At 70.7% G+C, this 25,272-nt stretch carries 14 protein-coding genes and 1 pseudogene; 11 read left to right on the top strand and 4 right to left on the bottom strand.

The genetic code is table 11. The features are described 5' to 3' along the window. Window positions 1-2 precede the first annotated feature (2 nt). Complete coding sequence (locus tag VP06_RS06895; RefSeq protein WP_053081566.1) at window positions 3-536, bottom strand: OmpA family protein; 534 nt, start codon at window positions 534-536, stop codon at window positions 3-5. A 325-nt stretch (window positions 537-861) separates the two neighbouring features. On the opposite strand from VP06_RS06895, the gene VP06_RS06890 reads away from it, so the two are divergent. Together VP06_RS06890 and VP06_RS06885 are read left to right on the top strand one after the other, a co-directional pair. Further along, window positions 862-1,665, top strand: a complete 804-nt coding sequence (locus tag VP06_RS06890) for a PP2C family protein-serine/threonine phosphatase (protein ID WP_048463087.1) — start codon at window positions 862-864, stop codon at window positions 1,663-1,665. Then, on the top strand, window positions 1,662-3,581 hold the full coding sequence (locus VP06_RS06885) for a serine/threonine-protein kinase (RefSeq protein ID WP_048463086.1): 1,920 nt from the start codon (window positions 1,662-1,664) through the stop codon (window positions 3,579-3,581). The genes VP06_RS06890 and VP06_RS06885 overlap by 4 nt, the downstream gene beginning before the upstream one ends. Before the next feature lie 45 nt (window positions 3,582-3,626). On the opposite strand, the gene VP06_RS06880 is transcribed toward VP06_RS06885, so the two are convergent. Both VP06_RS06880 and VP06_RS06875 read right to left on the bottom strand, forming a co-directional pair. Then, a complete protein-coding gene (locus VP06_RS06880; protein WP_048463085.1) occupies window positions 3,627-3,890 on the bottom strand; it encodes a hypothetical protein in 264 nt (87 codons plus the stop codon). 386 nt (window positions 3,891-4,276) lie between these two features. Next, window positions 4,277-7,825, bottom strand: coding sequence for an autotransporter outer membrane beta-barrel domain-containing protein (locus VP06_RS06875; protein WP_053081564.1), 3,549 nt, complete (start codon window positions 7,823-7,825; stop codon window positions 4,277-4,279). A gap of 672 nt (window positions 7,826-8,497) precedes the next feature. On the opposite strand from VP06_RS06875, the gene VP06_RS06870 reads away from it, so the two are divergent. Beyond that, window positions 8,498-9,433: an adenylate/guanylate cyclase domain-containing protein gene (locus VP06_RS06870; protein ID WP_048463084.1), complete on the top strand. Its 936-nt coding sequence runs from the start codon at window positions 8,498-8,500 to the stop codon at window positions 9,431-9,433. A gap of 343 nt (window positions 9,434-9,776) precedes the next feature. Here VP06_RS06870 and VP06_RS06865 read toward each other — a convergent pair whose 3' ends face one another. Continuing rightward, entirely contained in the window at window positions 9,777-12,263 is a 2,487-nt protein-coding gene (locus tag VP06_RS06865; protein WP_048463098.1) for a caspase family protein, read from the bottom strand. Window positions 12,264-12,600: 337 nt separating this feature from the next. Here VP06_RS06865 and VP06_RS06860 point away from each other — a divergent pair, with 337 nt between their 5' ends. The 8 genes and pseudogenes from VP06_RS06860 to VP06_RS06825 all read left to right on the top strand — a co-directional run. Then, window positions 12,601-14,331, top strand: coding sequence for an AsmA family protein (locus VP06_RS06860; RefSeq protein WP_048463083.1), 1,731 nt, complete (start codon window positions 12,601-12,603; stop codon window positions 14,329-14,331). Window positions 14,332-14,386: 55 nt separating this feature from the next. Further along, window positions 14,387-15,295 carry an efflux RND transporter periplasmic adaptor subunit gene (locus VP06_RS06855; protein WP_053081563.1) on the top strand — a complete coding sequence of 303 codons (909 nt, stop codon included), beginning with the start codon at window positions 14,387-14,389 and terminating at the stop codon, window positions 15,293-15,295. Window positions 15,296-15,610: 315 nt separating this feature from the next. Then, entirely contained in the window at window positions 15,611-17,053 is a 1,443-nt protein-coding gene (locus tag VP06_RS06850) for a 3' terminal RNA ribose 2'-O-methyltransferase Hen1 (RefSeq protein WP_048463082.1), read from the top strand. Then, on the top strand, window positions 17,050-19,641 hold the full coding sequence (locus tag VP06_RS06845) for a polynucleotide kinase-phosphatase (RefSeq protein WP_048463081.1): 2,592 nt from the start codon (window positions 17,050-17,052) through the stop codon (window positions 19,639-19,641). Before VP06_RS06850 ends, VP06_RS06845 begins: the two co-directional genes overlap by 4 nt. A gap of 305 nt (window positions 19,642-19,946) precedes the next feature. Beyond that, the gene (locus tag VP06_RS06840) at window positions 19,947-21,299 is read left to right on the top strand and encodes an LLM class flavin-dependent oxidoreductase (protein ID WP_048463080.1); all 1,353 of its coding nucleotides are present in this window, start codon (window positions 19,947-19,949) and stop codon (window positions 21,297-21,299) included. Window positions 21,300-21,423: 124 nt separating this feature from the next. Then, a complete protein-coding gene (locus VP06_RS06835; protein ID WP_048463079.1) occupies window positions 21,424-22,434 on the top strand; it encodes an endonuclease domain-containing protein in 1,011 nt (336 codons plus the stop codon). Next, window positions 22,431-23,198, top strand: coding sequence for a MarR family transcriptional regulator (locus VP06_RS06830; protein ID WP_048463078.1), 768 nt, complete (start codon window positions 22,431-22,433; stop codon window positions 23,196-23,198). The genes VP06_RS06835 and VP06_RS06830 overlap by 4 nt, the downstream gene beginning before the upstream one ends. Continuing rightward, window positions 23,195-25,272: pseudogene (locus VP06_RS06825) on the top strand (ATP-binding protein); the annotation flags it as partial. The gene VP06_RS06830 and the pseudogene VP06_RS06825, both read left to right, overlap by 4 nt.

Genomic DNA, 25,272 nt, shown 5'->3' with positions numbered 1-25,272 from the left:
TATCACGGCGCCTCCAGACGCGCCTCGACGCGGCGGTTGGCGGGATCGAGCGGGTCACCGGCGAGGGGCCGGGCCTTGCCGTAGCCCTTGGCCGTGAGCTGCCCAGCCTTGACCCCACGGTCGGCGAGGTATTTGACCACGGCTCTGGCGCGCCGGCTCGACAGGTCGAGATTGAAGTCGTCGCCGCCATGGCCATCGGTGTGGCCTTCCACCGCGAAGGTCGCGGATTTCAGGCGCGCGTCCTGGAGCGCCTGGGCGAACTCGTCGAGATTGGCCCGGGCGGCCGGGGTCAAGACGTCGGAGTTGTAGCCGAAATTGACGACGAGATCGAAGTTTCCGGCAGGCTTGCGCATCGGAAGGCCGGCATTACACTCGTTGCGTGTGCCGATGCACAAACCCCGCGACCGTCCGAGATCGGGCTGGTCCACCGCCGTGAAGTGCTTGACGATGTCGTCGGCCGTATAGGCCGGACCGGCAAGAGCCACCCCGGACATCGCCGTGATCTGGGCAGCCGCCAACAGTGCCAGGATGCGCATCGCTCGTTACCCCCTGCTATGGGTATCCGTATGGCGCCGCCTCAGTCTATCGTCAACAGCCTGACCCCTTCGACTCCGAAAAATACTGTGATGTCGCTGTCTCTGAAACATCCGAAGAGATCATGTCACGCAACAAAGGCGGCCTGTGTTTCGTTGACGCAATATGATGACGCCTGGCCCGAGCGCACGCAAGAGAGGCGCCCTGTGTCGGCGGTGGATGAGACGGCAGGGACCGAATCGGCCCTTGCCGAACGGCGCCGCCTCGGTCAGGGTTGCCGTAAAGGCTGCGACAGGACCGTTCGTGGTCACGAGGAAGGATCGGCGGATGCCCTGGACGGCCCCGCAGGACGGGGGGGAGGCGCCGCGGCACGCCGCGGCCCGGCTCGATCTGGGTGCGGCGAGCCATGTCGGCCACGTCCGGTCGCTGAACGAGGATCGTTTCCTGGTCGCGCCCGAGAGCGGTCTGTTCGCGGTCGCGGACGGAATGGGGGGGCATGCCGCCGGCGATGTCGCCTCGAGCGCGGTCGTGCAGGCGCTCGCGACGATCGCCCCTGCGGGCTCGGCCGGCGACCTCCTGGCCCGGGCCAAGGCCGGCATCGCGACGGCGAATGCCGAGATCCAGTCGGTCGCGCAGGCACGCGGAACCGTGGTGGGCACCACCGTGGCGGCGCTCCTGGTTTTCGCGCCCCATTTCGCCTGCCTGTGGTCGGGCGACAGCCGGATCTACCGGGTCCGGGACGGGCGCATCGCGCAGTTGTCGCACGACCACACGGAGATCCAATCCCTCCTCGATCGCGGCGTGCTCACCCCCGAGGAGGCGAGCGCCTGGCCGGGCCGCAACGCGGTGACCCGGGCGATCGGCGTGCAGGCACGGCCCGAGATCGAACTCGACCACGGCCTGCTGGAACCCGGCGACCTGTTCGTCCTCTGCTCGGATGGGCTGACCCAGCACGTCGCTGATTGGGAGATCTTTGACCTGTGTGCCGGCGTCTGCGCCCAGGCCGCCTGCGACGCCCTGGTCTCGCTGACCCTCACCCGCGGCGCGCGCGACAACGTCACGGTCGTGGCGGTGCGCTACCTCGGCGATCCTACCCCCGGCGGCGCCGCACGGGAAGGCGACCGCGCATGACCGAGGAGACGGTCTTCCTGCCGCAGCCGTCCCGCGCGTTCATCCAGGCCGGTACCCGACTCAACGACACTTACGTGGTCCGCAGCCTGATCGCCGCCGGCGGCATGGGCGAGGTCTACAAGGGCGAGGCCCTCGGCACCGGCGACGCGGTGGCCATCAAGGTCATCAAGCCCGAACTCGCCCGCAACGCCGCAGCCCTGGCGCTGTTCCGGCGCGAGGCGTCGGCGCTCCACCACCTCAACCACGAGGCGATCGTCCGCTACTTCGTGTTCTCGATCGATGCGAAGCTGGACCTGCCCTATCTGGCGATGGAGTTCGTCGACGGCGTACTGCTGTCCGAGCGCCTGAAGGACGAGGCCCTCGACACCCCGGCCCTGTCGCTGCTGCTGCGCCGCCTCGCCGCCGGTCTCCAGGCGGCCCACGAGCTCGGCATCATCCACCGCGACGTCTCGCCCGACAACGTGATCCTGCCCGGCGGCAACGTCGCCAGGGCCAAGCTGATCGACTTCGGCATCGCCCGGGCCCCGAACCAGGACGGGACGGTGATCGGCGACGGCTTCGCCGGAAAATACGCCTACGTCTCGCCCGAGCAGCTCGGGCTCTATGGCGGCGAGGTCACGCCGAAATCGGACATCTACAGCCTCGGCCTGCTCCTGGTCCACGCCGCCCGCGGCCAGGCGCTCGACATGGGCAGCACCCATCTTGAGGTGATCGAGAAGCGCCGGCGCGTGCCGGACCTCACGGGGATCGACGAGCGCATCCGCCCCGTCCTCACCGCGATGTTGCAGCCCAATCCCAAGGACCGCCCCGCCGACATGGCGGCAACGGCCGCCCTGCTCCCCACCGACGAGCCGCCGCGGCAACGCCTCGGCCCCTTGCTCGCCACGGCGGCCGGGCTGGCGACGGCCGCTCTCCTCGGGGGGGCGGCCGTGCTGCTGCTGGCACGCTCGAATCCGCCGCCGCCGCGGCCCGTCGACCCGCCCCTCGTCGCGCCGCGCGCCGACACCGGTCCCACCGCGACCCCGCCGGCGCTGGCGCAAGACACTCGGCAAGACGCTCGGCAAGATATTCGGCAAGACACTCGGACGGACGACGTGGCCCGCCGGAAGGCGGATTTCGAGAAGGTGGCGCGCGAGCGGGCGGCGCAGTACCGGGCGGCGCAGGACGAGCGGCAGATCCAGGAGGAAAGCCGGGCCCGGGACGAGAGGCCCGCCGTGATCCCGCTGCAAGATCCGGGGCCGAACCCGGACGAGCCCTCCACTCCGCCCCGTCCGGAGACGTCCCGGGCCGCTGCCGCGAATGCCGACGAGGTCGAGCGCTTCGTGCGCAACTATGAGGGCGGAGAGTGCTTCTTCGCGACGGCGGTCTCGGTCCAGCCGCCGAACGTCACAGTGGAGGCGTTCGGTGCCTCGACTCAGCCGTTCATGGCTTTCGACACCGCGTTCCAGCGCCGCCTCGGCATCGACCCGCAGATCACGCTGCATCAGGTGATGGACGCCCAATGCCCGCTGGTCGATTTCCTGGCGCGGCAATTCCCGTTGCGCGACGCCCGGGCGGCCAGCCTGACCATCACATCAGATCAGCTACGCAACGGCCAGGAGCTGAGCGGGGTGGTGGAGGCCGCCACGGACCGCAGCATCGAGCTGCTGCTGGTCTCGGATGACGGCCGGGTCAGCAATCTCGGCCGCTCCATGCGGCGCACCGGCGACGCGGCCCGCTTCACCCTCAAGGTCGAGGGCAGCGGCAGCCCGAAGCCGCAATTGCTGCTCGCGCTGACCAGCCAGAAGCCGCTCTCCAGCCTTCGCGGCGGCGGGACCGCGCGGGCCAGCCAGCTCTTCCGTCTGATCGGCGACGAACTCGATCGCGATCCGAGGCCCGCCGGGATCGCCATCGGCTACTTCAAGCTCGGGAGCTGACGGCGATCCGCACCAAGGGTCCTGCATCGGATCCCGGACGCCGCATCAGCGCATCCGAGTCATCAGGCGCAGCGCCTCGACGTCGAAGCGGCTGTAGGGCCGCACGTCATCACCGCGGCCGTACCAGGGTTGCCAATGCTGGTTGGCCGCAAAGAGAACCCGCACCTCGCGCGGCATCGGGCGATCGCTGACCCGCTCGCAGGCCCATGGGGTGACGCAGCGGATGTAATCGGCTCGCGCCGGCAGGGCCGCCGCCAGGGACGATGCGACGGTGGCCGCCGAGAGGATCGCGGCAACACGCAGGTTCATGACTTTTCTCCAACCGTTGTCCGGCAACCTCGACAGTCTTGAGGCGCCTCGTCATCGCAATGTGGTGTCTGTTTTCACCGATGCAAGCTTGACAAGTTGGACCTTATCAACAGTTTTCCCGCGGCTCTGTGTGTCGGCGCACGTGGCCGAACCGGCCGTGAACTTCGCGACTCGGTTACTTATCGGTGACCGTGAATGAGGGGCGCTGGAATGGTAGCCGCTCCGGCGGCCCGGCTGGCCGGGAAGGGAGGGATCAGAGGGCGCCGCGCCGGTCCCGCCTTGGGGCCACCCGCCGCCCCGTCCCCTTCGACATACGAAAAGGCCCGGCGCACAGGCCGGGCCCTTCCCCCCACTCGATGCATCGGGCCGGGATCACCCCGGCGGGATCACCACTGGTAGCGCACGCCGACCCGGCCGCCGCCGCCGACGAGGTCGCCACCGATGCGGTAATCGGCCCGGACGAAGCCCGACAGACCGGTCTTCAGGTTGAAGAAGTTCACGGAAGCCTGGACCTCCCCGCGCAGCTTGCCCTGCTCACGCAGGCCGGTCGCCCCGGTGATCCCGTTCACCGCGCCCGAAGTCCCGCTCTCCGTCAGGACGGAGTAGAGGAAGCCGGTCACGCTCGGCTCGACCCGGATGTCACCCTGGACGAATTCCGACCCCACCCGGGCACCGATCCGGCCGCGCAGGGCATCGCCGTCCCGCAGGGGAACCGAGGTCGGCGTGAGCGCGGCCTGCCGGTCGAAGGTGGTGGCGACGTATTCCAGCCCCGCCGTCGGCTCGACATAGACCGCGTTCTCGAGCGGGATGCGGTAGCCGACATTGGTGGTGTAGGCGTAGTTCTGCAAGCCGGTGCGCTGAAGCAGGCCGGGCGCCCGGATGTCGAGGCCGAGCAGGTCGACCTTGAACAGGTGATCCCAGAACCACGGGCCGTTGAGGTAGCTGCCATAGACGCCGACCGTGCCGCCCTCGTAATCCTGCCGGCCGGCGGCCTGGTTCAGGCGCACCGCCGCGGTGGTGTAACCACCCATCACGCCGATGATCAGGCCATCCTCCGCCGAGGTCAGGCGGCTGATCACCAGGTCGGCGCCGCCGAGCAGGCCGCCACCGGACTGGGTGTAGCCCAGGTCACGGGAGAAGGAGGTCCCGGCGAAGGAGAACGAGGTCGACCCGGTGCGGCGCTCGAGGTCGCCATAGGCGCGGGCCCAGACCGCCGGGCGGACGTTGCTGGGCGGCGGCTCGACCGGCTGGACCAGTTTCGGCGCGATCGGATCCTTGCTGACCAGGGCCGCGTATTGGTTCAGGCCGGCATATTGCAGGGCCTGCGGGATCGACGGCGTGCCGGAGGCGGCGCGCTGGGTCTCGGTGCGGAGCTGGGTCATCCGGTCGAGGACGGCGGTGCCGCCCTGGAAGGCGATGGTGCGCGAGGCGATCACGGCGGCCGGCGCCGACAGCGCCACCGCGTTCGGCACGGCGGCGACCGCGATGCCGAGGCTCACCGTGCTCCCCTCGCCCTGCCCCCGGGTGGTCACCAGCACCGGCTCCAGGGTGCCGAAGCCCCGGGTGCTGGTGAGAGTGAAGGCATTGGCATCGCTCGCGCCATTCACCACCACCACCGGCGCACCGATGGTAAAGGGGGTCGCGCTCGTCAGGTTCGTGACCGTCACGCCGGTCGTGCCGGTCGCGTTGCCAGTGATGACGAGTCGGTCGCCGACCTTGTCCTGGGTCGAGAACTCGGTGAGCAGCCGGCCGTTCTGGCCGGCATAGTTGCCCTGGATGGTCAGGGTGTCGCCCGCCTGGCCGTTCACGAGGCTGATCGTACCGGCGTTGGTGAAGGTCGACAGGCCGGCGACCGTGGCATTCACCGGGCCCGTCTGCCCGGGCACGACCGACAGGGTGCCGAGATTGGTGAAGGCCGCGCCGCCGAGCGTGCTCGTGCCGACCGCGTTGAACTGGCCCGCATTGGTGACCGAGGATCCGGTGCTCAGAGCGAGGGCGCCGGTGATCGTGCCGCGGTTGTCGAGCTGGGTTGCGACGCTGCTCCCCGACGTGTCGATGGCGGTCCCGGACGTCCCGGTGATCGTACCGCCGGCCGCGTTGCTGATGGTGAGGGTGCTGCCGGTGGCCGGCTGCATCACCCCGGCCCTGACGCCGACGAGGCCGCTCAGGCTGCCGCTATTCGCGACGCTCAGGCTGCCGCCGGCGCTCGTGAGCTGGGCCGCGACCCCCGCCGCGGCAATCGAGCCGCTGTTGGAGAAGGTGATCGTCCGGCCGGCCGCGGCGACGCCCGCTTCGGTGGCCGTGATCGTGCCGGTGTTCTGGAAGGTCAGCCGGCCCTGCTGCGACAGAGCCGCGACGCCGAAGGCGCTGCCCGTGATCGTGCCGGCGTTGGAGACCATCAGGTCGCTCGCCGCCAGGCCCGCCATGCCGGTCGTCGGGATGTCCGATCGCCCGACAACCCCCGCGACCCTCTGGAGCGCGGTGCGGATGGTCGCCGCCGCGGGGAGCGCGCCCATCACGGTCGCCGAGAACGGATCGGCGATCGCGCCGCTATAGGTCAGCGTGCCGGTGTTGGAGAGTGAGCCGCCGCCCAAAGCCGCCGCGAGGCCGACCTTGCCGAAGGTGATTGTGCCGGCGTTGGCGACACTTCCGACGCTCGGAACCCCGTCCGGTCCGATCGCGGCAAGGCCGACGCCGGCCGTGATCGTGCCGCCATTCGACAGGGTCGCGGAGGCCGACTGGCCCAGAACGCCGAACGGCGCCGTGATCCCACCGGTATTGGTCACCCGCAAGGCGCCGGTGTTCGTCTGGGCGACAATGCCGGCCGTGGCGGCCGTGATCGTGCCAGCGGTGTCGACCGTCCCCTGCCCGGTGCCGGTCGTGCCGTTGTCGATCTGAATGCCCGCCCGGTCGGCGGAGGTGATCGTGGCGCCGGCCACGACGTTCACCGTCGTGCTCGCGGTCGGCACGGCGCCCGCGGTGGCCGCCGTCGGCATCACCAAGATGGCGTCTGCCCCCGCCGGCGCGGTGATGGTGGTGTTCTCGCGGACCGTGAGCGTGAACGGGTTGACCGGGGTATAGAAAATACCCTGGTTGTAGGTTCGGTTCGGACCGCAGACCGCCGAGGTGGTGGTCGAGGCATTGTCGCCCGCCGCACAGACATTGGCGAGGAGCACGGTGCCGTTGCGGACCGGGAACAGGAACTGGCCCGGCACCCCGCTATTCGTGCCCGCGACGAGGGAGTTGGGGCCGCCGTCGATCAACGCCCCGTTCGTCAGCGAGCCCGGCAGCTCGTAGAAGGTGCCGGCAGCCCCGGTGCCGGCCGAGTAGCCGGCCGAGGCCGAAGTGCCGCCGAGCCCGTTGACGCCGCCATCGGCGTCACCGGTCTCGAACTGGATCCGCCCGTAATTGAAGTAGATGTCGAAATTGCCCTGGCCCGTATCGCCACGGCTCGCCATGATCAGCTGGAACGTGTTGGTCTTGTCGGCACGGCTGGAAAAGTAGCCGACCGACGGCCACGTCACGCCGAACGCCGTCTGCCCCGCATAGGTGCCGTTGCCGTAGGAGGTGACGCCACTCGCCGCATTCCGGGTGTCGATGTCGGTGAAGAACGGCGCGATGATCGGGGGGCCGCTATAGCCGGCGCCGAGCCCGACGGGCGTGAAGTTGCTGGAAGATTGGCCGAACGTCACGTTGCCGTTGTTGTTGACGTAGATCTGGCCGTAGCTCGTCCCGAAGTAGTTCGCCGTGAAGGGAAGCGGCACGGCCCCGGTCGACTGGTCGTCGTTGCGAGCAAGCTGGTTCGCATCGAAGCCCGACACCACGGTCTGGGCGCCGGCGATGCCGGGAGCCAAGGACAAGCTCACGGCCGAGACACCCAGCAGCAACGCCCGCTGCATGCGCCCGAGACCATGACGCCGCCCCGCGCCCGCCATGAAACCTTCCCTCACCATTGCCCTCGTACTCCAGATTCGCCGTTAACGGCATGTTGCGCACAGCCACGGTTAACAGAATAGCCACTTTCGCCCTCCGGTCTGAATTGGTCTCAAGAGTGGCCGGCCCGCAACAATCCCGGCAAGCCCACAGTACCGAACAAATCGCATATTCATGGAAGATGTTCGCTTAAAGAGACACTCCGCGCCGACAACATCGCGCAACGCACAGGAAGAAAACAACCTTCGCTCGTGAGACATGATTTTGTACAAACGAGGTGTCGGCTGGCCGGGAAGCGCGTCGCCGCCGCCGAGGCCCGGGCGCCGTGGTCTCGCCGGACCCGTCTTGCTTTGGCCTCCCACTGCGCTCCTGCGGCACTCGGGATGCGGAATCCTGCTGCCTCGCGCCGAGCGATGCCGCAACCGGTCCGGTTCCAGGGCTGGACTCCGTGGCGCGCCGACCCTGCCGCCGCTGTCCGGGCGGCGGCATGGACCTTTGGCCCCGGGGACGGCCTGACCGCCCGGCGGCGGAGCGAATCAGTCGAGAGGGCGACGCCGTGTGAGCGATCGCACCAGGCTGGCGCTTTTTGGACTTCCCGTCCGCCGGGCCCTTGCCTAGACGAGACGATAAGCAGCATTGTGATTGTGAGCTGCGGGGAGCCGTCCATACATACGATGAGCACCGCCGAAACCGCCGAGATCGGCGTCCTGTTCTGTGACGTTGCCGGGAGCACCCGGCTCTACCGCGAGGTCGGGGACGCCGTGGCCTTGCGCGTCGTCGATGCGTGCCTGGACCTCGCCGCTGGAGTGGTGCGGGCCGGCGGCGGCCGTGTGGTGAAGACCATCGGCGATGAGTTCATGGCGGTGTTCGACGATGTCTGCGCCACCTACGACGCGGCGATCACGATCCAGCGTCGCTTCGAGGAAGCGGCGCCCGGGATGGAGCACGTTGCCGCCCAGCGGCTGCTGCTGCGCATCGGGTTCCATTTCGGCCCAGCCGTGCGCACCGCCGACGACTACTTCGGCACCACCGTGAACATGGCGGCCCGGATGACGTCCGTGGCCAAGGGCGGGCAGATCATCACCACCGGCGCCCTCACCGACGTCCTGCCGCCGGCGCGACGGGCGGCGACCCGCGCGCTCGTCGGCGTCCACGTCAAGGATGCGTGCGAGGATCTGGGCGTGGTGGAGGTGCTCTGGCACCTCTCGACCCATCAGACCACCGTGTTCTCGCTGCCGGCCGGCCCGCAGGCCGTCGCGGTCCCGGAACTGCGGCTCTCCCATCGCGGCCAGCGCTGGGTCTTCGGCGAGGGGCACCAGAGCGTCTCGCTGGGGCGCGATGCCAGCAACGACATCCTGGTGCAGAACGAGCACGCCTCCCGCCGTCACGCCACGATCGAGCGCCGGGGTGACAAGTGGGTCCTTGTCGATCACAGCACCAACGGGACCTTCGTGACGCGGTTCGGCGCCGAGGAATATTGCATAAGGCGCGAGGAGCTGGTGCTGCGCGACGTCGGCACCCTCGGCATGGGCCAGTCCGTGGGACAGGATCGGGGCAATGGCCTCGATTACGCGCTGACGCTGGATGCCGAAGGCCGGTCCGCGGGTTGATACCAACGGTGATCGAAAACGACCGTTGGTTCCGGCCTCAGAGATTCGCCAAGCCTCTGGCTCGGCCCCGGCAATGTGAGAGAATTCAAGCGCTGATGCGTGAGGATCTTGGGCCGGCAGTCTGATTCGCGCGGCCGGAGCCTGGAATGCCCTGCGATCTTTCGTGCCTCGCCCGACGCAAGCCAGATTGCGTCAGAAGGCCGAGGTCGGCACCGCGCTGGCCTGCGACGCGCAGTCCGGACGATCGTCCGGATCTCGCATCGCTCCAGGCGCGGTGCACCGACGAAAAAGGCCGGTCCCGCGGGGACCGGCCTTTTTCGTCGTCAGGACCGTGGTAGCCCCGTCAGGGCATCCGGCCCATGAAGCGCGAGGCGCCGATCTCGGTCGCGCCGTAGCTCGACCCACCGCCGTAGCTCGACGCCGTGCTGGTCGCTGGGGCCGGGCTGTAGCTGGGACGGGCGAGGGCCGGGACCCGCGCGCGGGCGCGGATCGGCTCCACGATCGTCACCTTCGGCTTCACCATCGGGCGGGCCGCCGCCCGGACCGGGCGCGGGGTCTCCTGGACGGGAGGCTTGGCCACCGGGAGCTTGGCCACCGGGGGCTTCGGCGCCGGAGGCTTGTGGGCCGGCGGCCTGACCTTCACAGGCTCCGGCTCGGGCAAGGCAGCGCGTTTGATGCGGGGCTCCTTGACGGGCGCCGCCGCCTTCCGGGGGCGCTCCGGCTCCGGTTCCGGCTCCGGCCTCACCACCTTGACCGGTCGCGGGGTCGCGGTTGGCAGGCTGGCGCGCTGCGGTTTCACCGTAGGACGGCACTGGTCGCCGTCGAGCGTGAGGCCGGGCGGACAGGAGACCCGCACGCAGGCATCGCCCTTCTGCTCGGTGCCGGTCGGGCAGACGACAGGACAGACACGGCCGCTATAGCCGTTCAGCATGTCGAGCGTCGACTGGTCGGGCATGTGCGAGACGATCTTGACCGCACGCGTCAAGCCCGGCCGGGCCGCGTCGCCCGCCTGGGTCACGCGGTAGAAGCGCTCCAGCGCCTCCATCGAGTGCTTGCCCCAGCTCGCCTCGGGCTTCTCGTTGTAGCAGCCGAGGGCGTTCAGGCGGTCCTGGACGGCGCGAATGGTCCGGTCCTGGTTGACGGGCGCGGTCGCATCCAGGGCCGCGGTGGTGGCCGGGACCTCGTCCTTGACCGACAGGCTGGCATAGGCGATCGCCGGCCCCTCTGAGGGCTTGGCGGTCTCGGACGCCTTGACGGTCTCGGGCGCCTTGGCGGTTTCCACGGGCTTGGCGGTTTCCACGGGCTTGGCGGTTTCCACGGGCTTGGCGGTTTCGGACGGCGCGACGGGCTCGACGACCTTGGCCGCTTCGGCCGTGATCTCGGCCTTGACGGCATCCGCCTTCGCGTCCTCGATCTTCGGGGTCTCCAGCATCGCGAGCTTGACGTTGACGCGCTGGTCCTCGTCGCGGCGCGCGGCGAGGCGGGCCTCCTCCTCGCGCCGGACCCGCTCCAGGCGAGCCATCTCCTCGCGGCGCTCGGCTTCGGCCGCCGCGGCGACCTTGGCATTCTCCTCGTCGCGGCGCTTCTGCTCCTGACGCGCGATTTCCTGACGCTCGGCCTCCTGGACCGCCAGCGCGGCCAGGCGCCGGTCTTCCGCCTCGCGCGCGGCGACGTCGGCCCGGAGCGCCGCTTGCCGGTCCTCCTCGGCCTTGCGAAGCGCCGCGAGGCGCTCCTCCTCCTTGCGCTGGGCGGCGAGCCGGACCTGCTCGGCGTCCCGGCGTTCGTTCTCCTCCCGGCGGGCCTTGTCGTCGGCCAGTCGCGCCTTCTCGCGCTGGCGCTGCTCCTCGTCGAGCTTCGCCGCGGCGATTCGCTCGTCCGCCGCGCGCTTCTCCTCGCGGGCGAGGGTCCCGTCGATGACGGGTTGCGCGACCGCCCGGCCCTGCTCCTCGAGGGTCCTGATGCGCGCGAGGGCGTCGTCCCTCAGGAAGCTGGTGGTGTACTTGGCGGCGAAGTTGCGCAGCTCGGCGATCTGGTTGCTGCCACGCAGGCGGCTCCACGCCTGGAAGTCGGTCTCGTCGCGGTTCAGATAGACCTCGCCCGGATAGGAGCGGGTCACCTCCGGCAATTGGCGGCCGCTGGTGGCGGTCGAGACCGACATCGCGACGCGCTGGAACACCTGCCCGACTTCGAGGCCGGGTTCGGCCATCGTCTTGATCAGGGCGGCGGCGTAGAAGCTGTTGCGGCCGGTGCCGTCGAACGCGACGTTGTTGGCCTGGGTGGCGTAGGCCATGATCAGGCCCTTGCGGCCGACCACGCTCGCGAGGCCCGGGCCGTTCGCGCTGTCGCGCCGGCCGGTATCCTTGAGCGGCAGGTCGCGGCAGGCATCCAGGATCAGGATGCGGGCGCCCTTGGCGCTGTCGAGCGCGCCGATCACGCTCTCGACCGGGATGGTCTCGAACGGGACGTCGAACCCGTCCTTGAGCTGCGCGTCGGTCGGGACGAGGTAGTTCTGGCCCTGGTACTGCAAGCCGTGGCCGGCATAATAGACCAGCGCCGTGTCGGCATCGTGCGCGACGCGGGAGAACTGGGCCAGCTTGCGGTCCATGTCGCGCCGCGACAGGTCCCGTCCGTCCACGACATCGAAGCCGAGCCGGCGCAGCACCGACGCGATGTCGTCGGCGTCGTTGCCCGGATTGGCGAGGCGGCCGAAGCTCTCGTAGGCGGCATTGCCGATCACGAGGGCGATGCGTTTGTCCCCCGGCCCGGAAACGGCCGCGGTGGCCCACACCGTGAGCGAGAGAGTGAGAAGGGCAGGCAGCGTCCGTTTCATGGCGCCAAAGTACATCTCTGCCGCCACTCCGAGCAAGTGCCGACGCGCACCGCGCGACAGCTCTCGACGCAGGAATTTCGGTCCGCCGCCTCCCGCGGCGAGTCGCGGGCCAGAGATCGCGGAATCCGGGGCGCCGCCGCCGGCATCCCTCGACTGGCGCGATCTGCCCCGGAGACTTCGCGGGAGACGTCGCGTCTGCGCCGTCGCAGACCATCCCGCGTCACGGCGGGGCCCGCCGTCTTGCGCCGTCTGTCGATCGGCCAGACCGCCGATTGATTTCGCTCGGCATTTGCGGTCTTGTCCCGCATGCGAGCGCTCGAAGGTTGCTGACTGGACCATGACACGTCGCACGCTCCTGCTCGCTCTCGCCGCCGCCGTCGTCGTCGGCACCAGCGCACTCGTCCTGGCGGGCGAGCGGCTGATCGTGCGGATCGCCGTCGCACGCCTCGAGGCGGCGACCGGGCGCGCCTGGTCGGTGGGCGGGGCCGCGCTCTCGGTCTGGCCGGCCGGCGTGACCTTGCGCGATCTCGCGACGGAGACGGATCTCGGACCGGCCGGGCGGACGAGCCTCGCGATCGCGGCCATGCGGCTCGACGGGACGGTGGGCGGCCTCCTCGCGGGCGAGGCGGACCGGGTGGAGATCGTCCGCCCGGCCCTGCAATGGCCGGCGCAATGGTGGCGCGGAACCGGACCGCTGCCCGACGCCGCGGCCGCCCCATCCTCTGCCTCTCCCTCCCTCGGCCCGCGGCCCCGGCGCATCGCGGTGCGTGACGGCAGCCTCGGCCTGACGGAGGCCGGGCGCACCGTCGCGGCCATCGACGGGATCTCCGCCGCCGTGGAGCCGAGAGGCGACGGCCACGCCGTCACGCTCTCGGGCCGAGCCGGCAGCACGCGCGGCACCTGCGACCTCACCGTGGCGCCCACGGACGGTGCGCCGGCGGCGGAGAACCCGGTGGCGATCGCCTTCACGTGCCGGGCGCCGGAGATCGCCGGTGCGCCGCTCGTCGGCACCGCCGACGCCACCCTCTCGGGCGCGGCCCTCACCCTGGCGCGCCTCACGGGCAGCCTCGGCCCGGATCGGTTCACCGGCGGCGTTCTCGTCGACCTCGCCCGGAAGCCCTTCGTGCGGCTCGATCTCGCCTTCGACGCGCTGTCCCTCGGGACACAGGCGGCCACCGATCGCCTGCCGGACCTGTCGATCCTCCGCCTCTTCGACGGGCGGGTCCGGCTCCGGGCGACGTCCCTCGCCGTCGGTCAGACCCGCCTCGCCGACCTCGACCTCGACCTGCGACTCGCCGACGGCACCGTCGATGCGACGCTCGCGCAGGCGGGCCTCCAGGGCGGTCAGGTCCGGGGCCGCCTCACCACCACGCTTCCGGCCGCCCCGGAGGACGCGCCGCGCCATGCGCTGACGCTCGAACTGGCCCGGGCCCGGGCCCTGCCGCTCCTGTCCGATCTGGCCGGCTTCGCCCTGCTCGACGGCACCGCGAGCGCGACCCTCGACCTGCGCGGCGAGGGACGGGACGGGGCCGCCATCCGCCGCAGCCTCGCCGGCAAGGCGGCGCTCCTTTTGGAGAATGGGCGCCTCGTCGGCATCGACATTCCGGGCGTGGTGCAATCCATGGCCGCGCGGGTCTCCGCGGCCGACACCACCGCCTTCGATCGGCTCTCGCTGCGCGTCCAGATCCAGGACGGCCGTGCCACCACCGAGGAGCTTGCCTTCGCGGGCCCCCTCGTGACGGCGGGCGGCAGCGGCACGATCGATTTCGGCGAGCGCAGCCTGTCCTTCCGGATCGCGCCGCGCCTGTCCCGGTCCGCGGCGCGCGCTCTGCCCCGCGGGCTGGACGTGAGCGTGCCGGTGATCATCAATGGCGCCTGGGACGCCCCGCAGATCCACGTGGACCTCGCCGGGCTGATGACCGATGGACAATTGGTGCGGGGGCTCGAATCGGTCGGCACCGACCTCCTGGGGGGCCGGAACGGCGGCGTCGGCGGCCTCCTCGACATGCTGATGCCGCGGGAGGGCGCCGGCCAGCCGCCATCCTCCCGTCGCCAAGGGCGACCGTAATCGTGGATCGACGCTGGCGGGTCGCAGGCCCGGCCGACAGGGGAGTGGACGAGGCGTGAGGCAACCCATCTTTCCGAGGCTGCTCGCGGCCTGCCTGCTGATCGCGCCGGGGCTTGCCGCCGCGGCGGAGAGCGACGAGGCGAAGAACGCGGCACCGGCCCGGCCAGCCGGCCCCATGGTCAGCGTGGCTCGCGCCAAGATCCGCTGCTTCTCCGATCAGGTCGACGTGACCGGAGTGCTGGTGCCGCGCCAGGAGGTGCAGATCCGCCCGGACCGGGACGGGCTGCGGGTGACCCAGGTCTACGTCAAGGCCCTGGACGAGGTGCGGGCCGGGCAGGCCCTCGCCCAGCTCTCGCCCGAGGATGGTCAGCCGGGCGGTCCGACGACCTTGCGCGCACCGGTCTCCGGCCTGATCGGGCGCAGCACGGCGACGGTGGGGGCACCCGCTCCGGCCCGACGCGATCCGCTCTTCGTCATCGCGGCCCAGGGCGAGGTGGATCTCGCGGCCGAGGCACCGCTCGCCAAGCTCGAACGCCTCGCTCCGGGCCAGGGCGTGAGCGTCAAGCCGATCGGGCTGAGTCCTCTCAAGGGCAAGATTCGCCTCGTCTCGCCGGTGGCCGATCCGGCCACGCAGCTCGGCCAGGTCCGCATCCAGCTCGCGTCCGCGGACGGTATCCGGCTCGGGTTGTTCGCGCGGGGTACGGTGCAGGTCGGTGAGAGCTGCGGGATCGCCATCCCGTTCTCCGCCCTGGTGCGCGGCCCGGACGGCCCTGCCGTGTACGTGTCCACCGGTCACAGCGTCGAAGTGCGTCCGGTCGGGATCGGTCTCTTCTCCGAGGACGAGATCGAGATTCGGTCTGGGCTCTCGGAGAATGACCGCGTGATCGTGCGCGCCGCCCCGTTCCTGCGGGAGGGGGATGCCGCCCGACCCGTCGAGATCGCCGAGCCTCGAAAGCGGAACTGAGACGTCTCAAACCAACGGTCGAAAGACAACGACCGTTGGTGCCGGGCCTGCCCGGGAGCGAATCGATGCGTCAGCATCGTCGGTCGTTGGTATCGGCGACGGTCGCCGCGCCGCCGAGCGATGGCGTCGTCGCGGCTGGCGTGAGCGAAGCATTCTGGGGGGATCGCGGCCCGACGGCGCCATCCGGCCGAGGAAGGGCCGGCGGCGGTCCCGCGGCGGAATGCCGAGCCTCTGGACAGGCGGCGTTCGATGCGTGCCTCCTCCCGCATGTCGGCCCGCTCTCTGACCCGCCCTCGTCCGTCAGGATCCTCTCTCGTGTTTCTCTCCGTCGCGACCACGCATCGGCCCGCCACCGACCTCGGCTTCCTGCTCCACAAGAACCCGCACCGGACGCAGGACCTCGATCTCGGCTTCGGCCGGGCCGTGATGCTCTACCCGGAGGCGACGGAGGCGCGCTGCGAGTTCGTGCTGACCCTCGACATCGACCCGATCGCCCTGGTGCGGGGCAGCGCAGGGGGCGAGGGCCTGCTCGACCACTACGTCAACGATCGGCCCTACGCCGCCTCGTCGTTCCTGAGCGTCGCCATCGGCCGCTGCCTCGGCGCCGCCATGGGCGGGCGCAGCAAGGAGCGCCCCGCCCTTGCCGAGGCCGAGATCCCGCTCGACGTGACCGTTGCGCCGCTGCCGGTGCGCGGGCGGTCCGACCTCGTGGAGCGGCTGTTCGCGCCCCTCGGCTACGCGGTCGAGGTGACGCGCCATCCGCTCGATCCCGAGCGGCCGGATTGGGGCGAGGCGCCTTACGTCACGGTGAGGCTCCGCGCCACCGCGCGGCTCGCCGATCTCCTCACCCACCTCACCGTGCTCATGCCGGTGCTCGACGATCGCAAGCACTACTTCGTCGGCGAGGACGAGGTGGAGAAGCTGCTTGCCCGCGGCGAGGGCTGGCTTCCGGGCCATCCCGAGCGCGACCTGATCGTCTCGCGCTTCCTCAAGCGCCGTGGCGTCCTGGTGCGGCAGGCCCTGGCGCAGCTGGCGGAGGCGGCGGAGCCCGAGGCGATCCTCGATCCCGCCGCGCAGGAGGAGCGGGAGGCGGGCATCGAGCAGCCGCTGCGCCTGCACGAGCGGCGCCTCGACCGCGTGGCGCAGGTGATCGCCGAGAGCGGGGCCCCGGGAAGTGGGACCCAAGGAAGCGGCGTCCAGGGACGTGGCGCAGAGGGCGCCGCCAAGCGTGTGCTCGATCTCGGTTGCGGCGACGGCAAGCTGATCGCCCGGCTGATCCGCGACCCGGCGATCGCGCAGGTGACCGGCGTCGAGGTGTCGAGTGCCGCACTCGCCCGGGCCGAACGCCGGGCCGAGTCCCTGCCGGAGGCGCTGCGCCGCAAGCTGGTGCTGCTCCAGGGCTCGCTCATCTACCGCGACGCGCGACTGCGCGGGTTCGATGCCGCCGCCCTCGTGGAGGTGATCGAGCATGTCGAGCCCGACCGCCTGCCGCATCTCGAACGCGCCCTGTTCGGCGATGCCCGCCCGGCGACCATCGTCGTCACCACGCCGAACCGCGACTACAACGTCCTGTTCCCGAGCCTGCCCGAGCGGCAGTTCCGGCATCCCGATCACCGCTTCGAGTGGAGCCGGGCCGAGTTCGGGGAGTGGGCGGAGCGCGTGGCCGCGGAGCACGGCTATGCCGTGCAGATCGAAAGTCTCGGGGACATCCATCCCGATTTCGGCGCGCCGAGCCAGATGGCGGTGTTTTCCCGATGAGCCGCGACGACACGACCTCCACCGCGGTCACGGTGCCGGACTTCGCGCTCGTGGTCCTGATCGGCGCCTCCGGGTCCGGCAAGTCGACCTTCGCGCGCCGCCACTTCCGGGCCACCGAGATCATCTCCTCGGATGCCTGCCGGGGGATCGTCGCGGATGACGAGAACGACCAGGGCGCCACGCCCGACGCCTTCGCGCTCTTGAGCGCGATCCTCGACCTGCGCCTCAAGAACCGCCGCCTCACCGTGGTCGATGCGACGAATGTCCGGGCGGAGGACCGCAAGCGCCTCGTCGAGATCGCCCGCCGCCGGCACGCGCTCAGCGTGGCGATCGTGCTCGATCCCGGCGAGGAGATCTGCCGGATGCGCAATGCGAGCCGACCGGATCGCGCCTTCGGCCCGCACGTGATCCGCAACCAGATGGCCGCCTTGCGCCGCGGCCTGCGCGGTCTCGCCCGCGAGGGCTTCCGGCAGGTGCATGAGCTGCGCTCCGAGGCCGAGATCGCCGGCGTCACGCTGTCCCGGCAGCGGCTCTGGACCGACCGTCGCGACGAGCCGGGGCCCTTCGACATCATCGGCGACGTGCATGGCTGCGCCGATGAATGCGGGACGCTGCTGGAGCGCCTCGGCTACGCCGTCGCCCGCGAGAGCCGGGACGGCGAGCCGCGCTACCGCGTGGTGCCGCCGCCCGGGCGCAAGGCGGTCTTCGTCGGTGACATCGTCGACCGCGGCCCGCGCGTCGCCGATGCGCTGCGTCTCGTGATGGACATGGTCGAGGATGGCCACGCCCTCTGCGTCATGGGCAACCACGAGGCGAAGGTCGAGAAGTGGCTGGGCGGCCGCGACGTGAAGGTCGGCCACGGGCTTCAGGCCAGCATCGACAGCCTGTCAGCGCAGAGCGAGGCTTTCCGGGCCCGGGCCCGGCGCTTCATCGGCGGCCTGGTCAGCCACGTCTGGCTCGATGCCGGCAGGCTCGCCGTCGCCCATGCGGGGATCAAGGCCGAGATGATCGGCCGCGCCTCGGGAGCGATCCGGGGCTTCTGCCTGTTCGGCGAGACCACCGGGGAGGTGGACGCGTTCGGCCTGCCGGTGCGCCTGAACTGGGCGGCGGAGTACCGGGGCGACACCCGCGTGGTCTACGGCCACACGCCGGTGACCGAGGCCGCCTGGCTCAACAACACGCTGTGCATCGACACCGGCTGCGTGTTCGGCGGCAGGCTCACGGCCCTGCGCTACCCCGAGATGGAGATCGTCGCGGTCCCGGCGGCGCAGGTCTATGCCGAGCCCGCGCGGCCCCTCGGACCCGCCGCCGGCCCGGGAGCGGAGATCGCTTCGCAAGCCGAGGCGGACGACCTGCTCGATCTCTCGGACGTGGCGGGCAAGCGGATCGTCACGACGCGGCTTCTGCCCTCGGTGACGATCCGGGACGAGAACAACGCCGCGGCGCTGGAGGTGATGAGCCGCTTCGCGATCGACCCGAAATGGCTGATCTACCTGCCCCCGACCATGTCGCCGTGCGAGACCGCGAAGGAGGACGGCTACCTGGAGCATCCGCGCGAGGCGCTCGACTTCTACCGCCGCGAGGGCGTGACGCAGGTCGTGTGCGAGGAGAAGCACATGGGCTCGCGCGCGCTCATCGTCGTCTGCCGCGACGGCGATGCGGCGCGGCGTCGGTTCGGCGTGGCGGGCGGCGGCCTCGGGGCGGTCTATACCCGCACCGGCCGCGCCTTCTTCCATGACCCGCAGCAGCAGGCGGAGGTTCTGGCGCGCACCAGGGCCGCGCTCGACCGGAGCGGGCTCCTCGCCGACCTCGACACCGACTGGGTGCTGCTCGATGCCGAGATCATGCCGTGGTCGGCCAAGGCGCAGGCGCTCATCGCGGGCCAGTACGCGCCGACCGCCGCCGCCGCCCGGATCGGTCTGTCCGCCGTGGCGGACGCGCTCCGGCGCGCTGAGGCCCGCGGGGCCGAGATCGGCGACCTCAAGCTCCACACGGCGGAGCGCCTCGACCGCGCGAAGAAATTCGCCTCGGTCATCCGCAGCTATGCATGGCCGGTGACGCGGATCGACGACCTGCGGATCGCGCCGTTCCACCTGCTCGCCAGCGAGGGGCGGGTTCACGGCGACAAGCCGCATTCCTGGCATCTGGGCCATCTCGCACGGCTGGCATCCGCCGACCCGCTGTTCCGGGCCACGGCCACGATCACCGTGGATCCGGGCAACGCATCGGAGGTCGAGAAGGCCGTCGCATGGTGGCTGGATCTCACGTCCGGCGGCGGCGAAGGCATGGTGGTCAAGCCCGCCGACGTCATCGCACGCGGCCGTCGCGGGATCACGCAACCCGCCGTGAAATGCCGCGGCCGGGAGTATCTTCGCCTGATCTACGGCCCCGACTACGACACGCCCGAGCACCTCGCCCGCCTGCGCCAGCGCGGGCTCGGGGCGAAGCGCTCGCTGGCCTTCCGCGAGTTCGCGCTCGGGCTCGAGGGTCTGGAGCGGTTCGTGGCGCGCGAGCCGCTGCGGCGCGTGCACGAATGCGTGTTCGGCGTGCTCGCCCTGGAATCGGAGCCCGTGGATCCCCGGCTGTGATCGGGCCCCTCCCGGCGATCGCCGTCGGGGACGGGGCTCCACCGCGACGGTGACGCGGTGTGGCGCCTCGTCGGGGGCGGCGCGTGAGGGGTGAGTGGCGCACCGGCTTCGCCGTGCCTGGCCGATGACGCGAGGCGGCGAGTGCTTGCGCCGGAGACAGTCGAAGGTGGTTTTCGCCCTGGCGCGGGTCCCCCGCTCCCGCTCAGCGACACCACTCCAAGGGACACGATCCCCAAACCAGGATTTCTTCCGCGTAGCGGTATATTAGACCGGCGGCAGGCGGCCCCGAGATCCCGAAGCGAGCCATGACACAGGGTACGATGCGCCTCGGCGCCTTCTTCTACGCCACCGGCCACCACGTCGCCGGCTGGCGCCACCCGTCGAGCGAGGCCGATGGCGGGCTCGTTCTCGAGCGCTATGTCGGCTGGGCCAGGCGCGCCGAGGCGGCGAAGTTCGACCTGATCTTCCTGGAGGACGGCAGCGGCATCCGCGATGCCGACCTGCGCTCCAGCGAGCGCACCGCCCGCTCAGGCCACTTCGAGCCCGTCACCCTGCTGTCGGCCCTCGCCGCCGTCACGAACCGCATCGGCCTCGTCGCCACCACCTCGACGAGTTTCAACGAGCCCTACAACGTCGCCCGCCGCTTCGCCTCCCTCGACCATCTCAGCGGCGGCCGGGCCGGCTGGAACCTCGTCACCTCGGCCACCGACCTGGAGGCGGCCAACTTCGGCAACGACACGATCGCCCGCCACGCCGACCGCTACGAACGGGCGGAGGAGTTCGTCGACGTGGTGCTGGGGCTGTGGAACACCTGGGACGACGATGCGGTCGTGATCGACAAGGCGTCGGGCCAGTTCTCGAAGCCCGACGGCTTCCGGCCCCTCGACCACAAGGGCCAGCATTTCGAGGTCCGGGGCCCGCTCAACATTCCGCGCACGCCGCAAGGCCAGCCGGTGCTCGTCCAGGCCGGGTCGTCGGGACCGGGCAAGGACCTGGCGGCGCGCACCGCCGAGATCGTGTTCACGGCCAACCAGACCCTCGACGAGGCGGTGGACTTCGCCCGCGACCTGAAGGGGCGGATGGCCCGCTTCGGCCGGTCGCCCGACGACCTCAAGATCATGCCCGGGCTGTTCCCGGTGGTCGGCCGCACCGAATCGGAAGCGCGCGACACGTTCGAGGAGTTGCAGGCGCTGATCGATCCCGTCGTGGGGCTGGCACTGCTCAGCCGCATGGTCGGCCACGACCTCTCTGGCTTCGATCCCGATGGTCCGGTACCGGAACTGCCCGCGACCGAGGGGCTCAAGTCGCGCCAGCAGCTGATGTTCGATCTCGCCCGCCGCGAGGGCCTGAGCCTGCGCCGGCTCTACCTGCGGATCGCCGGGGCACGCGGCCACTCGCAGATCGTCGGCACGCCGGTGCAGATCGTCGACGAGATGGAGGCGCGGTTCCGGGCCGGTGGCGCCGACGGCTTCAACATCATGCCGCCGACCCTGCCGGGCGGGCTCGACGACTTCATCGCACTGGTGCTTCCCGAACTCCGCCGCCGCGGCCTGTTCCGCACCGAGTACGAGGGCCGGACCCTGAGGTCGCATCTCGGCTCGCGCCCGCCCGCCGGATACGGGCCGGGACGTTCATCCGGCGGGACGGCCGGACGATAGCTGTCGCCGCCGCGCGGCCTTGCAACCCGCTAGCCAGAAGCGGCAACTTGTGCTGCATATCGGCGGATCACAGCCGGGGCGCGCCGTCGCCGTCACCGGCCGGCACCGGGGACACGGTCTCGTCTTGCCATCGTCCGGAGAGAGCCCCGCAGCGGCCCGGCCGCGCCTGACGCCCGCCGCATTCGCGCGCCGCGCCGCCGGCCTCGGCCGCGGCGAGCGGCTCACGGTGATCGGGCTGACGCGCGACGGGGTGGGCGCGATGCTGGCAGCGGGCGAGGTCGATCGCGGCGTGCTCCTCGTCGCGTCCGAGGACCTGCACAGCAGCGCCGCGGTGATCGATCGCCTGCTCGACGACCTCGCCGAACTGGCGCTCGTCCGCTGGCCGGACTGGCCCGGACGTGACGGATCGATCCCGGATGCGGCGACATCGGGCGCCTCGGCGCCCTGGCTCAAGGCCGCGGGGGCGGAGGCAGCGTCCGGACGGCCGCCCCGGTTCCGGCGGATGACGCGGGCGCTCGAATTCGAGCAGTTGCTGCGGGCGGTCGATGCCAGCAGCGTGATCCTGGTGGCGGAGGTCGATCCGGTCTCACCGGCACGGGCCCGGGCGGTGATCGAGGCGCTGGAATGGTGCGCTGGCCGTGGCGCGGCCTGTGTCCTCGCCCTGCCGGCCGAGCCGCCCGACACCCCGCCCTACGACCGCACCCTCTACGGCGCCTGCACGATCGGCCGCGCCCTTGCGCCGGTGGCGGAGCGCTTCATCGCGCCGCGGTCTCAGGCCCACCCCGCCAGCGAGGCCGAACGGCGGGTCGAGGCGGCGCTGGCGAAGGACCCGGAGCTGACCGGACTGTTTTCCGGCAACGAGATCGTGCAGGTGGCGGGCCACGGCCAGCAGCCGCGGGTCGACCTGGTCTGCCGCCGGCATCGCATCGTCGTCGAGATCGACGGGCCGGAGCACCAGGTCAATCCGAAGTTCCGGCGCGACCGCCACCGCGACTACGAATTGCTGGTCGCCGGCTATCTCGTGCTGCGCCTCACCAACGACGAGGTGGCGGACGACCTTCAGCGCGCGATCGAGAAGATCCGCGCCGTGGTCCGGCTGCGCCTCCACCCTTCCTCCGGAGACACGACCCGATGAGCGAGACGCCGACGCCGGTTCAGGCGCTGATTCTCTGGCGCCTGCTCGGCCGGCAGGGCACCGCCCTGAACAGCGAGATCACGCCGCGGATCGAGACATCCGATCGCGATGCGTTGCGGACGGCCGGGCTCCTGACGGTGGAGAAGGAGGGGCGCACCTTGCGTCTGACCGTCACCGACAAGGGCTGGAACTGGGCCGGCCAGCACCTGCGCGATCCCCTGCCCCCGACCCTGCGGGTGCTTCAGGACTGGCTCACGCGCCTCCACCACCACCTCGATGCGACCGGTGCGACGCTCGCCGAGTTCGTCGGCCCCGCCCCCGAGCGGACGGCGCCGGAGCCGAAGGCGCCACGAACTCGGACAAAGACGGACCCGAACCGCAAAGAAGCTCCGAAGCCCAAGGCTGCTCCGAAGGTGAAGGCTGCTCCGAAGGTGAAGGCCGCTTCGAAGCCCGACGTGGCTTCTCCGCCGGAAGCGCCGTCGGCGCCGCCCGATGCGGATCGGCTCCGCGCCCGCATCGAAGACGCCTATCTCGCCTGCACCGGCGGCCGGAAGGCCGCGCCGGTGCGCCTCAGCGCCCTGCGGGCGGCACTCGCTGATCTCGACCGAGCGACGGTCGATGCCGGGCTGGCAGCGATTCTTGAGAAGGACGACACGATTGAGCTGAGCCAGCTCAGTGACCCGAAGGCGCTCGATGCTGCCGAGCGTGCGGCAGCCTTCAGCCCGGCCGGCGAGCCTTTCCACCTCATATGGATCCAGGCATGAGCGACGCCCTCGACGCCCTGCGCCGTGTCAGTTTCGACTGGGTGCGCACCCTCGACAGCGTCTGGCTCGATGCGGAGCCAACTGGCGCTCCGAATGAAGCGCTGATTCCAACGATCGTGACTGCTCTGCATGACCAGGCTTCCGGTACCCGTCCGCGGGGCCGCGTGCTCGTCGGTCAGTCCGGGATCGGCAAGACCCATCTCATCGGCCAGATCCGGCACGCGGTCTGGCGGTCTGGCGGCTGGTTCGTACTCCTCGACGTGCTCGGCCTCACGGATTTCTGGCGTAGTGCCGCTCTGAGCTTTCTGACTGCAATGTTGCAGACCATGCCGGATGGACGGCGTCAGTCCGATGCAGTGCTGGCCGGAGTGGCACGCCGTTTCCGGGTTGAGGAGCAGGTCGAGGAAGCGTTCAACACACCCAATATCGATACCCGCAGGATCGTCGACCTGCTCGTGATGGCATTGATGAAGTTCGACATGGCGCAGGCCCTGAAGCATCAGGATGTCTTTCGCGCCCTTTGCCTCCTCCGCTCCAAGGATCTTGCCGCTGTTGGCCTCGCTCACGCTTGGCTGCAAGGTTATGACGCGGACCCCAACGAGCGTGCGACCCTCGGCTTCCGTACACCACCACCCTCGCCCGTCGAATTGGTCCGAGGCATGGCCTGGATCATGGGGCTGAGCGGACCGACGCTCGTCGCTCTCGACCAGATTGATGGTGTCGTGGATCCGAGCCGCATCGCGTCTACGGACGATTTCGATGACAGCACGGGCCTCGCCGAGGTGCTGGCCGCGGGTCTACTTGAGCTGCATGACGTGTGCGGCCGCGGCATGACCATTGTCACCTGTTTGGCTGATTCTTGGATCCGCATGGAGGAGCGCGGGCTAACTCCCTTCCGACAGCGATTCGATCCGGCGGTAGCCCTGTCCGGCATGAAAGATCAGGCTGCCGCTACGGCCTTGATCCGCAACCGTCTGGCGCCGGCCTACGCCGAGGCGGGTTTCACGCCGCCCTTCCCGACTTGGCCGTTCAGCGAGTCTGCCATCGCGGCCGCAGCTCGCAGTGCGATGAGACCTCGCACACTTCTGATGAACTGTGATGCCTTCCGGCGCGTCTGCCTGTCGAAAGGCGTCGTGACTGTATGCGACAGCCTCAATGTTAGCGAGCCGAAGCCGGAACAGGACGCTCGTCATACGCTCTTCGACCTCGACGCCGCCCGCCGGGCCGCCGACCTCTCCGGCCTCCTCGACGACGAGGATGCCGGGCTCGGCGAATTGCTGCGCGCCGCCTTCGACCTCTACGCCCTGGAGGACGACCCGCACGACGCGATCGACGTGGTGAGCAAGGGCGAGCCCGAGCAGCGACTGCCGCCCCTGCACGGCAGGCTGACCTTCCTGCACCGCGAGGAGAACGACCGCGAGCGCCACATCTGCTACCGCGCCCTGCTCCAGCCCCACCCGATCGCCTTCCAGGCGCGCCTGCGGGCGGCACTCACCGCGTCGGGCATCTCGGCGAAGATTCCGGGCCGGCAATTGGTGCTGGTGCGCCGTGGCCCGGTGCCGGCCGGAACCATGACCGGCTCCCTGGTCAGCCGGTTCGTCGCCGCGGGCGGCAAGCTGATCGACCCGTCCGACGACGACCTGCGCACCTTCGTGGCCCTGCGCACCCTGCATGACGAGGCGGTGCGGGACGGGCGACTGGACCAGTTCGAGGGCTGGATGCGCGAGACGCTGCCGGTGCGCGGGACGGAGTTCTTCCGCAAGATCGGCCTGTCGGGCGACGGGACGGCGAAGCAACCCGTATGGGGTGGGCGCGACCACGATCCCCTGCCGCCGCTGCCACCGCGGCAGCCCGGACGGAACGCCGATTCGCCGACCGCCGAGCCGGCGCCGGAGACGATGCCGGCCCGCGCCGAGCCTGTCAGGCCGCCGCGGCGCCCGCCGGAGCCCGGACCCGTCCCGCAGGTCGAGGCCGAGCCGCCGCGCCGCTCCGTGCCGGCCCACGCCATCGAGACGGTGGCGCGGATCGTCACCACGCCGCCCGCCCCGGAGCCGGCGCCCCAGCGCGCCGCTCC

This window comes from Methylobacterium aquaticum (genome assembly GCF_001043915.1).
Lineage (GTDB): Bacteria > Pseudomonadota > Alphaproteobacteria > Rhizobiales > Beijerinckiaceae > Methylobacterium > Methylobacterium aquaticum.
Note: the sequence above shows the minus strand (reverse complement) of the source record. Positions and strands in the feature narration are given on the sequence as shown.

Bases quoted from the DNA above. Each gene is read 5' to 3' on its own strand.
- VP06_RS06880 (WP_048463085.1), bottom strand. From the start codon at position 3,890: ATGAACCTGCGTGTTGCCGCGATCCTCTCGGCGGCCACCGTCGCATCG.
- VP06_RS06860 (WP_048463083.1), top strand. From the start codon at position 12,601: ATGACACGTCGCACGCTCCTGCTCGCTCTCGCCGCCGCCGTCGTCGTC.
- VP06_RS06885 (WP_048463086.1), top strand. From the start codon at position 1,662: ATGACCGAGGAGACGGTCTTCCTGCCGCAGCCGTCCCGCGCGTTCATC.
- VP06_RS06865 (WP_048463098.1), bottom strand. From the start codon at position 12,263: ATGAAACGGACGCTGCCTGCCCTTCTCACTCTCTCGCTCACGGTGTGG.
- VP06_RS06830 (WP_048463078.1), top strand. From the start codon at position 22,431: ATGAGCGAGACGCCGACGCCGGTTCAGGCGCTGATTCTCTGGCGCCTG.
- VP06_RS06840 (WP_048463080.1), top strand. From the start codon at position 19,947: ATGACACAGGGTACGATGCGCCTCGGCGCCTTCTTCTACGCCACCGGC.
- VP06_RS06870 (WP_048463084.1), top strand. From the start codon at position 8,498: ATGAGCACCGCCGAAACCGCCGAGATCGGCGTCCTGTTCTGTGACGTT.
- VP06_RS06890 (WP_048463087.1), top strand. From the start codon at position 862: ATGCCCTGGACGGCCCCGCAGGACGGGGGGGAGGCGCCGCGGCACGCC.
- VP06_RS06895 (WP_053081566.1), bottom strand. From the start codon at position 536: ATGCGCATCCTGGCACTGTTGGCGGCTGCCCAGATCACGGCGATGTCC.
- VP06_RS06875 (WP_053081564.1), bottom strand. From the start codon at position 7,825: ATGGCGGGCGCGGGGCGGCGTCATGGTCTCGGGCGCATGCAGCGGGCG.
- VP06_RS06845 (WP_048463081.1), top strand. From the start codon at position 17,050: ATGAGCCGCGACGACACGACCTCCACCGCGGTCACGGTGCCGGACTTC.